General features: G+C 61.0%; 10 protein-coding genes and 1 pseudogene. 5 read left to right on the top strand and 6 right to left on the bottom strand.

Annotated features, from left to right (window positions below; genetic code table 11):
* Positions 1-25 precede the first annotated feature (25 nt).
* Positions 26-3538 (top strand): DNA methyltransferase, encoded by a 3513-nt coding sequence (locus LUA85_RS20285; protein WP_231472180.1) that lies wholly within the window; start codon positions 26-28, stop codon positions 3536-3538.
* 179 nt (positions 3539-3717) lie between these two features.
* Here the strand turns inward: LUA85_RS20285 and LUA85_RS20280 are convergent, their stop codons facing one another.
* A complete protein-coding gene (locus LUA85_RS20280; protein WP_231472179.1) occupies positions 3718-5133 on the bottom strand; it encodes a nuclease PIN in 1416 nt (471 codons plus the stop codon).
* Positions 5130-6866, bottom strand: coding sequence for an SIR2 family protein (locus tag LUA85_RS20275; protein ID WP_231472178.1), 1737 nt, complete (start codon positions 6864-6866; stop codon positions 5130-5132). The genes LUA85_RS20280 and LUA85_RS20275 overlap by 4 nt, the downstream gene beginning before the upstream one ends.
* 174 nt (positions 6867-7040) lie before the next feature.
* Between LUA85_RS20275 and LUA85_RS20270 the strand changes: the two genes are divergently transcribed.
* Positions 7041-7280: a hypothetical protein gene (locus tag LUA85_RS20270; protein ID WP_231472177.1), complete on the top strand. Its 240-nt coding sequence runs from the start codon at positions 7041-7043 to the stop codon at positions 7278-7280.
* 9 nt (positions 7281-7289) lie between these two features.
* Here the strand turns inward: LUA85_RS20270 and LUA85_RS20265 are convergent, their stop codons facing one another.
* The 3 genes and pseudogenes from LUA85_RS20265 to LUA85_RS20255 all read right to left on the bottom strand — a co-directional run bounded on the left by LUA85_RS20265 (position 7290) and on the right by LUA85_RS20255 (position 11168).
* Positions 7290-9068, bottom strand: a complete 1779-nt coding sequence (locus LUA85_RS20265; protein ID WP_231472176.1) for a UvrD-helicase domain-containing protein — start codon at positions 9066-9068, stop codon at positions 7290-7292.
* A pseudogene (locus LUA85_RS20260) lies at positions 9052-9192 on the bottom strand (hypothetical protein); the annotation flags it as partial. The gene LUA85_RS20265 and the pseudogene LUA85_RS20260, both read right to left, overlap by 17 nt.
* Positions 9193-9194: 2 nt before the next feature.
* On the bottom strand, positions 9195-11168 hold the full coding sequence (locus LUA85_RS20255; RefSeq protein WP_231472175.1) for an ATP-dependent endonuclease: 1974 nt from the start codon (positions 11166-11168) through the stop codon (positions 9195-9197).
* A 618-nt stretch (positions 11169-11786) separates the two neighbouring features.
* Here LUA85_RS20255 and LUA85_RS20250 point away from each other — a divergent pair.
* Both LUA85_RS20250 and LUA85_RS20245 read left to right on the top strand, forming a co-directional pair.
* The gene (locus tag LUA85_RS20250; protein WP_231472174.1) at positions 11787-12308 is read left to right on the top strand and encodes a DUF736 domain-containing protein; all 522 of its coding nucleotides are present in this window, start codon (positions 11787-11789) and stop codon (positions 12306-12308) included.
* A gap of 164 nt (positions 12309-12472) precedes the next feature.
* A complete protein-coding gene (locus LUA85_RS20245; protein ID WP_231472173.1) occupies positions 12473-12829 on the top strand; it encodes a hypothetical protein in 357 nt (118 codons plus the stop codon).
* 12 nt (positions 12830-12841) lie between these two features.
* Here LUA85_RS20245 and LUA85_RS20240 read toward each other — a convergent pair whose 3' ends face one another.
* Complete coding sequence (locus LUA85_RS20240; RefSeq protein WP_231472172.1) at positions 12842-13033, bottom strand: DUF6771 family protein; 192 nt, start codon at positions 13031-13033, stop codon at positions 12842-12844.
* 97 nt (positions 13034-13130) lie between these two features.
* On the opposite strand from LUA85_RS20240, the gene LUA85_RS20235 reads away from it, so the two are divergent.
* The gene (locus LUA85_RS20235; protein ID WP_231472171.1) at positions 13131-13751 is read left to right on the top strand and encodes an SOS response-associated peptidase; all 621 of its coding nucleotides are present in this window, start codon (positions 13131-13133) and stop codon (positions 13749-13751) included.
* Positions 13752-13796: the final 45 nt, after the last annotated feature.

The raw sequence follows: 13796 nt of genomic DNA, 5'->3' as shown, positions 1-13796 counted from the left end.
AACTCGGCGCGCTACCGTGAAACGCATGAGGGAACCCGCTGAAATTGATAAATTCATCGCCGACTGGCGCGATACTGGCGGTAGTGAACTCGCCAATACGCAAAGCTTCATCAATGGGCTGTGTCATCTTCTTGGCGTTGACGCGCCCTCGGGAAGTCGCACCGACGATGCCCACAACGATTACGTGTTCGAACGCCGGGTCTTCCAGGACAACGGCGATGGTACCGAGAGCTTCGGCCGGATCGATTGCTACAAGCGCGACTGCTTCATTCTCGAAGCCAAGCAGGGTAGCGAGGCTGACCGGGCCGCGGCTAGCAAGGGTGAGGACGACCTTGACATCTTTGGACAGACCGCGAGCGTACGGGTCAAGCGCGGCACCGCCCGACGCGGTACGCCCGGTTGGGCGAAGGCGATGGTCCAGGCTAAGGGGCAAGCCGAACGTTATGCCAAGGCGCTCCCCGTCGCGCATGGTTGGCCGCCATTCCTGCTGGTGGCCGACATCGGCTATTGCATCGAGGTCTATGCCGATTTCACGGGCACCGGGAAGGCTTATGCTCAATTCCCTGACCGGTCGCGCTACCGTATCATGCTTGAGGACCTGCGCGACGAAGATGTCCGCAAACGCCTCCGCGCGATCTGGACCGAGCCCAAGGCGCTCGATCCCGCGATCCAGTCAGCCAAGGTCACGCGCGAAATCGCCGATCTCCTCGCCAAGGTTTCGCGCCGCCTTGAGGCACGCGGCTACAATGCCGAGAACGTCAGCGGCTTCTTGATGCGCGTGCTATTCACGATGTTCGCGGAAGACACCAAGGTACTGCTGCCCGAAAACAGCTTCAAGACCCTGCTGCGCGAACACATTGGCAACCCGCAGATGCTCCACCATTCTCTCACTGCCCTGTGGAAGGCGATGGACAAGGGCGAGTTCGCGCCCGCACTGCGCATGCAGGTCAAACGCTTCAACGGCTACCTGTTCAAGGATACCGGCGCGCCCGAGCTCGACGGCGAAGAGCTGCAGGTGCTTATCGAGGCGGCGGACAAGGATTGGACCGAGGTCGAGCCCGCAATTTTCGGCACCTTGCTCGAACGTGCGCTCAACCCGAAAGAGCGCGCCAAGCTGGGCGCGCACTACACCCCGCGCGCCTATGTCGAGCGGCTGATCGGCCCGACTATCATGGAGCCGCTGCGCGCCGACTGGAACGGCATCCGCGTCGCCGCCTCCGAACTCATCGGCGAAGGCAAGGCTGCCGAGGCCAAGGCTTTTGTCGAAGCATTCCATGCCCGCCTTGCGCAGACCCGGGTTCTCGATCCCGCCTGTGGCACCGGCAACTTCCTCTACGTCGCCATGGCGCGGATGAAGGAACTGGAAGGCGAAGTGGTCGATCTGCTGGTCGAACTGGGCGATCAACAATACGTCGCCGAGCTGACCGGTCACACCATCACGCCTGAAAACTTCCTTGGGATCGAGCTGAACCCGCGCGCCGCCGCGATTGCGCAGCTGGTGCTGTGGATCGGCTACCTGCAATGGCATTTCCGCGTGAACGGCAAGACCCACGCCCCGCCAGAACCGATCCTGCGCGATGTGCGCACCATCGAGAATCGCGATGCCCTGATCGATTATGACAGCCGCGTGCTGGAGTTGGACGAACATGGCAAGCCCGTATCGCGCTGGGATGGCGAGACGATGAAGCCGCATCCTGTCACCGGAAAGCCTGTTCCCGATGAGGACGCACGGACAGAGGTCTGTCGCTATGTGAAGCCGCGCGCCGCGACGTGGCCTAAGGCGGACTTCATCGTCGGAAACCCGCCATTCATTGGCGGGAAGGACGTGCGCGACCGTTTGGGCGATGGCTATTTTGAGGCACTGTTCGCCACCACCGATGTTCCTGAAAGTGCCGACTTCGTGATGCACTGGTGGGACAAGGCAGCACTTGCCGTGCGCAAGGGGGGAACCCGCCGTTTCGGCTTCGTCACAACCAATTCGATCACCCAGGTATTCAGCCGCAGGGTGATCGCGAAGCATCTCGACGCCAAGGATCGCGTCAGTCTGCTGTTCGCCATTCCCAATCATCCGTGGGTAGATGAAAAGGACGGTGCCGCAGTGCGTATCGCCATGACCGTTGCGATGAAGGGCAAGGCGGCGGGGCAGCATTGGGCAGTCATTGATGAGAGCAATGCGCCCGATCAGATCACTTTCGCCGAACAGGTTGGCGCGATCAACAGTGATCTGCGAACCGGTGCGGACGTTACGACGACGGTGGCGCTCATGGCCAACGACGGCATTTGTTCGCCCGGGGTGAAACTACATGGCGACGGTTTCATAGTCACCGCACAACAAGCCGAGGCCTTGTCGCAGGTTCAATTCACCATCGCGCAACCACCATACATTCGAACGGGGGTTGGCGATGGCGAGGCGGTGATTTTTGATTATCGCAATGGCCGCGATCTGGCATCACGGTCGCGTGGTGTGAAGGTGATCGATCTGTATGGGCTTTCCGAGACGGAAGTGCGGGATCGGCATCCAGCTGTCTATCAGCATCTTGCGAATGTTGTTCGCCCGCAGCGCGATGGGCAGGCTGCAAAAAGTAAAACAGCGGACGCACAGCAATACGCTGAAAAGTGGTGGTTGTTCGGGAAACCTCGCCCCGATCTTCGTAGGGCATTGCGCGGCCTGAACCGCTACATCGCCACCATCGAGACGGCAAAACACCGGGTGTTCCAGTTCCTTCCGATGTCGATATTGCCGGACAACAAACTCGCCACCATCGCGCTCGACGATGCCTATGCTCTTGGGGTTCTTTCGAGCCGTCTCCACGTGCCCTGGGCTATTGCGAGTGGCGGCAGACTGGGGATGGGCGATGACCCGGTTTACGTGAAATCGCGCTGCTTCGATCCCTTCCCATTCCCCGCCGATGTCTCCGAGCCGCTCAAGGACAAAATCCGCGCCGAAGCCGAAGCGCTCGACGCGCTGCGCAAGCGGGTGCTGGCGAGCCATGACGACCTGACCCTTACCAAGCTCTACAACGTCCTCGAGGCGCTTCGCGAAGGACGTTCGCTATCCGACACCGAGCGCGACATGCATGATCGGGGCCTCGTCACCCTGATCCGCCAGCACCACGATTGCCTAGATACCCTTGTGGCACAGGCCTATGGTTGGCCCGCTGACATCTCCGACGAGGAAATCCTCACCCGGCTAGTCGCGTTCAACAAGGAACGCGCCGCAGAGGAGGCCAAGGGCCTGATCCGCTGGCTGCGCCCGGAATATCAGGCCCCAGACTACACGGCGCCGGTCAACCAGAAACTTGACCTTGGCGAGGCGGCAAACGTGCTGCCGGACAATATCATCCCCTGGCCCGCCTCGCTCCCCGAACAGGTCAGCGCCGTGCAAGGTATCCTCGCGGCATCCGCCACCCCGCTCGGCCCCCACGATGTCGCCCGCGCCTTCAAGGGCAAACGCGCCGCCACGGTCCGGCCCGTACTCGATGCCCTAACCGGTATCGGAATGGCCCGTCGCCTGAAGGATGGCCGATACGCAGCATAGTTTCGTGGCGTTTGCCGCTGAGGTGTCACCCGGTCATTAATCGTCGACAGAGCCGACATTCAGCGCTTCATCTGAACATCCTGAATGCGGGCCTCAATTCACCGGGCTGTGGGGGAGACTGAACGACCAACATTGGAGTTTGCTGACTGACCGTTTGGCTCTAGCGGATTGACGATCATTCACATGAAAAAACGGAACTGATAAGTACCCCTGCCCAACCCGGGCATTCGTTTGATCACTTGAGCCAAGGTTTTCGCATAACTCATTGTGACAGGCAGAGGGTCATAAAGACCATCGTTGTTCCAGTTCATTTTCGACAGTGCGAGGGCTGCGCGCGCCGTATCATCCCACGATCCATGCCCAGCGTGTCGTACCAATCGCAACGGTCGCGGAGTGCCCTTGCCTCCTTGAAAATAGGGACGGCGCCCAAAGCCGTCCACAGCCCCGTGCATCCAGAGCAGTGCATCCTTGCCGCTGAGGCCGAGCAGCGTCCCGCGCTTCACCGGGTAGCCATCAGCTTGTGATTTCTCGGGATCGTTGCGATCCTGTTCCCACCGTGCTGCCTGCCAGCCGTTGTCCTCGACAATCTGGATGAGATCGACCGCCTCGATATGCTTCAAGGCCTCGAAACAGCCTTCGATTTCGGCTTCCTTGAACTCGGTCGACTTGTGGATCATCACGCGGGTCGGCGGTCGACCACCATGGCGTCGACGATACAGGTCCAGAGAACGGGTAATGACCCGGAACATCTCGGTATGGGAGAGAAAAGGGTTCTCCCGCTGCACGTTCACATCTCCCGTGTCATAGGCGATGAATTCCAGACCGGCGCCGTCGGCATCAAAGACCTGGCTGCAACAGGTCACGAAACGGGCAAGCTCTGAACCGACGGGTCGGAGCGCATAGGAAATGCCGATATAGGCCGTGTCCGGATCCACGTCGGCCAGCTTCCAGGGAACTCCGCCAGCCTTGGCGTAAAGCGCAAGACCTATACGCCACATGACGCTCGCCCGGCACCGATAGGACAGCGCACTGTCTTCCCGAACGATCTGGATGGGCAGTTGCCGGGCGGCAGTGAAAGCCTTGAGCTGATGGTGCAGATCGAAATCATCAGTTCCGTAAAAGCCGGAAGACCAGCGTTCAGGCAGATAGATAAAAAGCACGTCAAAGTCCGCGCGGTTGGCGTCGAGCAGCTGGATGGAGCGGATGAGCCGCTCGGCAAGCAACAGGCCCGGTGCGGCGCTGTCCTTTAATTCCTCATCCAGCTGTGCATCGAGTTCTCGCCGGCAATGCCCTGCGGCAGGAGCGAGGCGCGTCTGGAAGACGCTGTTGAAGCTAGCCCAATCCGGGAGATAATCGGTTCTTTCCTGCGGCCTTGCAGGCTTATTAAGTTCCCGAAGGAACTCGAAGAGACGTTGTGATTCCCCGGCAGGCGACAACGTCGCTACACGGATCGGTGACGGCGTGAACATGCTTGAATAAGGCCCGAACCGTGCCAAACCGCGCAAAGGATGGATGTCCCGATCGCTTGGGCGATCCGGATGGAACAGGAGTTGAGGCTCGGGAAGCCTGACATGATGCTGCAGCTGGCCGGTCATGGCTTGGCTGCCCAGGAGAAAGCCGACTGGCGATCGACGTCGAAAGTCGCATCAAGACCGTCGCCGATGGCAAGGGCACGCAGATTCTGGCCAGCGAACCGACGCGACCAGTAGTTGATCAGTTTGTCGAGCATCTGATTATAGCGGCGTGCAGTCCGCTCCCGTGCGAAATCGGCCGTGATGGCCTTGGTTTCTGCGCTGCCGCCGTCGAAAATGATCCTGGGTTCCAGCAGTAGCCAGAGCTGATCACTGGCCCAATCCAACCGCAGACCAATCCCTTCCCGCCAGGAGATATCGCGCTTGCGTGGGACGTTGCCGACTATCGGGCCGCCGATCACATCGCGCAGATCCTGCCAGGCTGGGTCGCCGGGCACACGCGGCGCCAATATGTCGGCGGAGCCTCTGGCGCGCGCGTCCATGTCATGGGTCCGCGCGATGGCCGCGACGAGCGCGCGACGCAGCAATCCTCGCTCCTGCGAGTCGTATCTCAGACGGCGATCCTCGAATGTCGCGACGCCGAATTCGGTGATGCCAAAGGGGTTAAAAACTCTTCGGAATTCATCATCGCTACCGAAGCCGAGGACGCCCGCGCGCGTGCGGGCAACGATCAGCTTTCCTTCGGCTGCCTCGACAGCTTCACGCACCTCCATGCCACCGCCGATCTCGCAGACAATTTTGCGGCAATTGACCGGACGCGTCACGCTGACCGCGTTCATTCGCAGAACTGGCCAGGATTTTTTGCCCAAGGGCACCGGGGCGAATGAGAAGCGCCGCCGCACCTGACCTTCCGCTCGCAAATGGGACGTATCGATGTCGGGCAGCAGCCGCAGCAAATCGATCATCGCCTCGTCAAAATTCTCAATCCGGACGAGACCTGCTTCAAGACCAGCAGCTCTCGCTCGCTCGATCAGTTGGGTGACGCGTTCGAAAGGAGCCGCCTCGCCGCGATGCATCCAGAAAAGGCCGTTGGGAAAGGCGCCTGGTTCGCCGACCGCCTCTTCCAGTGCATCCATCACCGAGGAATCGCGGCCACTATAGCCGGCAACGATAAGACCGAAGCGCCGGCATGCGTCGACGAGTTGCCTGCGGAAATGTGCATCCTGATGGCGAAGCTCCTCGCTAGTGTTCTTCAAGCGCCGCGATCGGAAGTCGCCATGCAGCTTAATCTCGATCGGCCACTGTTGTTCTGAGATGAACTCTCCCGCCAGACGCGTCCCATCCAGCGACGCCATATTCAACGCTGCGGTTGTGTCGAAGGTGCGTGCACAAGCGTCGGCAAGAAGATGGTCGAAATTGGTCGTCCACACGATGTTGGAATGCGTGGCGCGAAGCAGGGCCGCCAGCGCCAGATGGCCCTGAGTTGGCTTCATGCCGCGGATCATATGGTCGATATAGGTCCGTCTATCCTGTTCTTGCGGGTAGGTGGCCTCGAACAGGGCCGAATATTCATCTGGCGCACCCGGTTTGGGCAATGTGTCGGATTCGGCAAGGAAGGCGTCGAGAGTTGCGAGTATTGCCTGAGAAGAGAGGTCGGCAACAGCGTGAGGAGAGACCTTGCGCTGGGTAATGTAAAGTTCTCTCTTGAACCGACAGATCATATCCCAAGCTGTCAGGATTCCGGCGGCGGCTGAAACGCCGGCACCGAGAAACCACATCAACTTCGCAGGGCGCAAGGAAAAACGTCGCGCGAAATCATCCATCGCTATTTCGCTATTATCATCGTCCTCACTCATCTGTCCGATGATTACCCGGATGCCAGATGTGCGCCAGAGGGTTTTGCCGCTTTCTGGCGTAAAGTAGGGGAAATGAACATTGAGTCGAGATTTCGTTCGGTATATGTTCCGGTATTGCGGCTTTGTGCAAGTTAACATAAATGGCCGCGTGTTGATGGCCCAGGGGTAGGGTTGATGGCCACGATTATCTATCTTTCGCCAACGGACGAAATCCCTGCCGAGCGCCATGTCGCCGTGATCGTGCATCGAGGCTTCGGTGGCATGGAACTTGGCTATTTCTTCGACAGCGCCAAAGGTGACACTGGCGGCTCGGCAGGCTGCGACTGGCGTATGTCAGAAGCGATCGAGCGGGCCACGCGCTTCGCGAAAGAACAGAATATTGACAAGGTGGTCGTCCGCGCGGCGTGCGGCTGACGCATTTCGTCAGGCAATCTGATGGGTCTGGATGCCCGCTGACCGGAGCAAATTATAGAGGGTGGCGATCTTGCTGCGGTTCCCTCGGTGAGCAGTGTAGGTGAAGAGGACGCGCTGTTTGGCGCGCGTGAATGCGACGAAAAATCCCGCTGTCGCCTCGATCTGGTCCTTGTCGAAACTCCACCAGGCACCATCGTCGAGCCCGACGAAGATGACGCTGTGATATTCAAGGCCCTTGCTCTTGTGGATCGTCATCAGCGGAATCGCATGAAGGCCTTCATAAGCATCGAGCGAGGCTTCCCAATCCAAGTCGCCGGTCGCCGACAATTGAAGATGCTCTGCCGCCGCGTCGAGTACCTTATCGAGCCATCCGCCTTGCCGGTAGGCTGGACAAGCCGCGATTAGGCGATCGCGCCCGACAAAGGAGATGATATCGCCAATCAGCGAACGTGCATTTGCCTTGCTCGCTGGGGGATGGGCGTGTCGGGCTTGCAGACCAAGTGCGAAGGCATCAAGTTCGCGTGCAAGCATGGCTTGGCCAGCCTCGTCATCGGTTGCGACGCCGCGCAAAAACCCAAGCCGTTCCTGACATAGCGTCCAGTAACGGCCGCTTGTCTTGCAGACCGCAAGCCGCAGAATCTCCAGAAGCAGTTCGGAAGCTTCCTCCGCGAGCAATTCCTGAAGCATGACTTGCCCGACCATGCCTGCCTCGTTGCGAAGCGGAATCCCTTGGGCATCGAAGGCGGGCTTGAGCACGGCTGCATAGTCTCCCGCCTTCTGCCGGACGAGCAGAACGAAATCGCGAGGAGACAGGCCGTGGCGTTTTATCTCTGCCTCAACAAAGGCGGCGAGGTGCGTCGCTTCGGCTTGCGCCGAGGAGAAGTCCCAGATCGCGCAGCTTTCGCCAGTGACCGAACCAGCCGCCATGGCGACGGGCTTGACGGATTGCGTATCGAGCGCTTGGGCCAGCACATGCTGTATGCGCACAAGATCGGGTGATGAGCGGTAGTTGTTGTAGAGCGGCGTGCGCGTCGCCTTGAAATCGGCTTCGAAAGTGGTGAACGGGGCATCCATCGCCATCGCCCAGCGCATTATCTGCTGCTTGTTGTCGCCGACTGCCGTGATCACGGTGTCGGTTCCCATGAAGATGGTCTGCACCAGATCATATTGGACCTGGGTCGTGTCCTGAAACTCGTCCATGAACAGATGCGAATAGGTCAGCCGCAGGGCCTCACGCGCCATCGGATTGACGCGCAGGAGCAGTTCGGCGAGTCGCCCGATTATCGGGAAGGACAGATGGCTATTGGTCGAGCCATGCAGCGATGATTGCAAATATTGGTCGGCCGCCCATTGCCCCGGCGTAGGGCTGCTCCAGCCGTTGACCGGGAGGCGCGATCCGACAAGATGCCGTCGTTCGAAGTTTTTGACGGTGATGGCTTGGAGATCGGCATAAGTGCCGACACTGGAAGGCGGCGAGCCTAGTTGAACCTGGAGAAAGTCGCGAAAGTCCCGTTCCCCGGGAAAGATGATTTCATAGTCGGGTGTGGGCCGCCAGCAAGCCGGGAGAACCTGGCCGAAGCGATCGATCAGTCCTTTGGCGAAGGCATCGAATGTCATGGAGTCCAAGCGGCCGGCATGATCGCGATGGCAGCGCTGCGCCACCCGTGCCGCGAGGTTGACGGCGGCATCCCGCTTGAAACTGATCGCCAGGATGCGGCGCGGGCGTGGTGCGTCCAGTCTGGAGGAGATAGGCGGCCCGCTGCGCCAGGAGTTCGGTCTTGCCTGCACCGGGACCGGCGATGACGGAGCGATTGTCGCTGGATCGCACGACGACGAGCGCGTTCGCTTCCAGCGCGGCGACGCCGACAGGCTGCCATTCATCGGGACGTACTCGCCGAAGCAGGACTGCCATGGTTAATCCCGCCGCAGCGATTTGGCGACATGCTCGAGCAGTGCCTTGAGAACGGGCGGCATGCTGGCGATCAAATCCTTCCTCTTGATATGAACGAGAGCGGCCAAGTGGGTTGCCGGTTTGCTCTGTGTCAGGAAATGATAGCGATAGGCGGGGAACAGATCTTCGTAGCCTGCATAGGTGCCGGTCCAGACAGTCAGGCCCGGTCCTGCCGTTCCAAGCACCGCCTCGGCGGCTTTGTCCTTGGCCATCCTCGGGCCACCGCCTGCCGGGATCCCGGCTTCATAAGCTGCGGGAAATGACTTTAGCATTGTCATGTCAAGGTCGAGCGGCGAGGAGAAATAGACACCATATTTTTGCAGGAATTCGACCCAGCCGGGAAGATGCTGGGCATCGCTCCATTCATGCATCTTCGCGAACTCGGCATCTGAGAGCAGCCCGTTCGTTGTCTTGAGCAGTTTGTTCTTTTGCTCGCCCCGCTCGATCAGCTTTTCGATGGCCGTCTTGATCCGACCGAAGCCGCCGCCTTTTCGCCCAAGGTCGAGGTCCAGCAAGGTGGCGTAAGGGATGCCAAGTTGTTTCAGCAGCCGCCAGAAATGCTGAACGTGGCGACCGCCCAGCGGCACGATCGCGACGAAGGCCGGATCGACCAGCAGATTGAGCGCTTCGGCAAGTTTAGGGAGCACGATACGTTCCGAATCCCCCTCCACGAGGACCACGAACCGCGCGAAGTAGAGTTCGGGATAAGCAAGCATCGCGCCGCGAACGAATTTGGCCTCCTCGCTCGCGCCCTTGGGTAGTGTTATGGATTGGACCGTCGATATTCGCGTTTTCGGATCACAGCGACAATAGCGCACTTCGCGGGGATCGACCCGGCTCAGAACCGCCGGGGAATGGCTGGTGATGAGCGCCTGCGCTCCGCCATCTTTCGTCAAAGAGCGGATCTGCCGGACAATCCGCGCTAGAAAGTAAGGCGAGAGATGGTTTTCCGGTTCCTCCAGCGCAAACAGCGTCAGGGCCGGGATTCGCATGGTGTCGTCACGGAACCCGTCAACCGTTCCGGCGACCACAGCACGTTCAAGGTCGAATACCGCCGCCGCGAGCGCGAAATAGAAAAGCGATTGCTGTCCGTCACTGAGCGCGTCGAGCCCGCGTTCGTGGCCATCCGGCCCCTGGTCGAAGACGACAGCGATACGGCTCACCACTTCCTCGAAGCGCCGGCTGACGAGACTGAGTCGCGGCTTGGTGTCGACCACGTCATCGTGAAGCCCCGCCCATCGTTCCTGCAGGGCCTTGCCGATCGACGTGATCGCGGCTTCCCCCTCGAACGCTTCGTTCAGGGTTTCGCTGGCCTCGGTGACCGCTTCCTCGGTATCGGATGACCATTCGATCGCGCGGAGCAGGCGCGCTGCCAGGGCCCCTGCCGTCGCACGAATCTGTGCCGCCGCGTCGCGGCTTGCAGGTGTGTAGTAGAGCTGGATCAGGCCCCGATCGGCCGCCGATACCGGGTGCCGTTTGTCGGCGGGCGGATCGGCGTCAAGCGTCTCGATCCAGAACAATTCCTGGGAGACCTCGCCTTCGACCGTGCCGTCATCTTCCCATCGGGCTTCGAGGCGGAGTCGGCAGACCGGGTCATCGTCAGTCTGCGCAATGTGCATGCGCCGGAAGGCAGGCGCGACGGTCTCCGGCGTCGCGGTGCCATCGCTCAGTTCTGGCAGGCCGATCAGGACGTCGATGAAGAGCTCCTTGGGTTCCCGATCGTCGGGATCATCCTCGGAGCCCAGATGAAAGTCGGAGCGGTGCACGGTGCGCTCCGCGCGGGTGACGCCGAACAGCTTTGACAAGGCTTGTAGTAGCGCGGTTTTTCCCGAGGCGTTGGGCCCAACCACGGCGGTAATGTCTGGAGCTATATGGATCTCAAGCGGATCAGGGCCGAAGCAGCGAAAACCAGAGATAGTGACAGTTTCAACCAGCAAGCGGGAAATCCTCAAGGTTTTATCACGAGGCTTCAATGTGAAGCGTCAGAAGGGTGCAATTGAAGAGTGTATGACCTCCCGCTTAAGTGACGGCAATCGACAGTTTCCATCAATAGCGTGAGGTTTAATCCAGTCGGCTTGTGCATGATGGAGATCTGGGCGGCGCAGTTGTCAGCGGTATAGGCAGAGTGGCCCATCACAAGCGGATGGACTGCGAGTTGACCGTCCACCCCTAAGACAGCAAATTTGGGCCGTTGAAGGGCGATAAAGGCTCGCTCCCGGAAGCTGCCACGGGCGCATCCGAAAGTCCCCTATTCCATTCATACGACTACAGCCTGCTGTTTCCGGCCAGTCTGACGGACCACCCACGACCATCTGCTCCCCAAGCAGATGCGCCACCAAGCTGAGCAAACGGCCGCCTCACCGACTTACAGCCTGATTGCTAACGCCAGCAAACTCGGTCGCTCGAGACCATCAGAAAGCACCGCTTGAGCGGTCCTGGACAACCCTGCGGGCAGTGCCCGCAGCTTCGGCCTCATGGCCGGGAGGGAAGGGGGGTGGGAAAGGAGTGATCGGACAAGGGGTTCGGTCGCAATCAATCCTACCAGGAGAACGTCCATGAACATTGGTGAAATCCGCAAGAACGCCAACGGCCAGCTGATCGGCTCTGTCGAAACGCTCACCATCACGCGCACCATCGGCCTGCGGCCGGTGAGCTCCAGCAATCCGCGCGCGCCCAAGTTCGAAATCGTCGCGCTCAACGACCAGCGCCGCTGGGTGATCGTCGGCGCGCTCTTCGAACTCTCCTCGAACTCGACCGGCGAGAGCTTCTACCAGGGCAAGATCGACGATCCGTCGATGGCGCAGCCGCTCTACATCGCCGCTTTCCCCCGCGAAGACGGCACCATGGCGGTCGCCTGGCAGCGTCCGCGTCGCCGCAACAGCCAGCTCGGCTCGAGCGAATACGGCGAGAGCGACATGTTCCCGGCTGACGACACCGGTGGCGACGAGCGCGGCACCGAGCAGGCCGGCGATGGCCTGGGTGACAGCACCGCGACCCCGCCCGCCAAGCGCGGCCGCGCCAACGCCAAGGACGGCGCCGAACACGACGGCGCGCTGCCGCCCCTCGTCGACGCCTGATCGGCACCTCCAACTCCAACCGGCGGGGGCCGCTGCTGCGGATCCCCGCCGTCCTCGCATAGGCCGCGGATGAGCCCCCCGCGCGGCCTGAGGCGGAACGTCGGCACTGCCCCCCGCCCGGCGTTCCGCCTCTTCATTTGCCTGGAAAATTCCGGAGACCACACATGCTGACGATGAGCGAACGCTTCGCTTTCACCACACGGCGCCATCATGCCTTTGCCAGCACCGGCAATGCCTATGATGCCACGCAGTGCGACGAGACTATTCAAACCGGCGACACGCTCATTGTGCTGGCCGAAACCGTGGTCGGCGCCGCCATGACCTGGCCATTTGCGGTCACGACGGCGCAAGGAAAGCTCCATGCCCTGTCCGCACCGCGTGACGGCGAGACGCTGGCCGATCTCGCCCGCTCGCTCCACGTCAGCGTTGACGACTTCGAACACGCTGCCGAGATCGCCAGGCGTCTTGGTTTCCCGCTTGATCCTCAGGTCGAAAGGCTGCTCGCGCGCTCGGCCCGCTGAGGCCCCGCGAGATCAGAGTGGCAGCGAGGACTGCTCGGGCGAAGGCGCGCTTGCCGGCGCACCGACCGCATCGGCAATCACGCGCGCGAGTTCGAGCGCCGCATCCTCGCGCAGGCACGAGCTTGGGGCAGTGATACCGACCCGCGCCCACCCCGGGGCGTCCAAGATCGCATGGGCGACAGCAGACGTATCAATCCGTTCCATTTGCTCATAAGAACATAGAAGGAACATATTTGCAAGATCATCGGTGCTGCTCCCGGTCGCGATTGACAGGGAAGGGTGGTCCGAAGACCATCAGCCCATGTGCAACTTGTACCGTATGACCAAGGCCCCTGCAGAAATCGCCCGGCTGTTCGGCGCGCGCGGAGGTGAGGGCGTCAATTTCGCTGCCGAAGTCTATCCCGGCTATCCTGGCCTCGTCGTCGCCGAGGGCGCGGCGCGCGTGATGACCTGGGGGTTTCCCTTGGCGCTCAAGGGCAAGAACAGACAGCCGCTGAGGCCCAAGCCCGTCAACAACGCCCGCGAGGACAAGCTCGGCAGCGGGTTCTGGCGGCCGAGCTTCGAGCGCCGTCGCTGCCTGATCCCGGTCACCGCCTGGGCAGAGGCCGAGGGGATCAAGGGCCAGATGACCCGCACCTGGTATTCGCTCGCCGGCGATGACCTCTTCGCGGTCGCAGGCCTGTGGCGGCCGACCGAGGTATGGGGCGAGGCCTATTCGATGGTCATGGTCGATGGCTGTCCGCAAATGGCCGAAGTACACGACCGCATGCCCGTCGTCCTCGCGCGGGAGAGCTGGGAGCAGTGGCTTTCAGGTACGCCCGCCGAGGCTTTCGCGCTGTGCCAGACCTGTCCCAGCAAACTCGATGTCGATCGCACAGCCGAGCGCTGGGGCGCGGGGCGCCCCGGAGTGAAAACAGGCTGAGGGGAGGAGGGGTTCGCGGGTCGGATCAGACCCAAGCGAAAGGAC

The sequence above is a fragment of the Novosphingobium sp. CECT 9465 genome, from assembly GCF_920987055.1.
Classification (GTDB): Bacteria; Pseudomonadota; Alphaproteobacteria; order Sphingomonadales; family Sphingomonadaceae; genus Novosphingobium.
Note: the sequence above shows the minus strand (reverse complement) of the source record. Positions and strands in the feature narration are given on the sequence as shown.

Coding starts and splice junctions, on each gene's coding strand:
- LUA85_RS20285 (WP_231472180.1), top strand. CDS start 26: ATGAGGGAACCCGCTGAAATTGATAAATTCATCGCCGACTGGCGCGAT.
- LUA85_RS20280 (WP_231472179.1), bottom strand. CDS start 5,133: ATGACCGGCCAGCTGCAGCATCATGTCAGGCTTCCCGAGCCTCAACTC.
- LUA85_RS20275 (WP_231472178.1), bottom strand. CDS start 6,866: ATGAGTGAGGACGATGATAATAGCGAAATAGCGATGGATGATTTCGCG.
- LUA85_RS20270 (WP_231472177.1), top strand. CDS start 7,041: ATGGCCACGATTATCTATCTTTCGCCAACGGACGAAATCCCTGCCGAG.
- LUA85_RS20250 (WP_231472174.1), top strand. CDS start 11,787: ATGAACATTGGTGAAATCCGCAAGAACGCCAACGGCCAGCTGATCGGC.
- LUA85_RS20245 (WP_231472173.1), top strand. CDS start 12,473: ATGCTGACGATGAGCGAACGCTTCGCTTTCACCACACGGCGCCATCAT.
- LUA85_RS20240 (WP_231472172.1), bottom strand. CDS start 13,033: ATGGAACGGATTGATACGTCTGCTGTCGCCCATGCGATCTTGGACGCC.
- LUA85_RS20235 (WP_231472171.1), top strand. CDS start 13,131: ATGTGCAACTTGTACCGTATGACCAAGGCCCCTGCAGAAATCGCCCGG.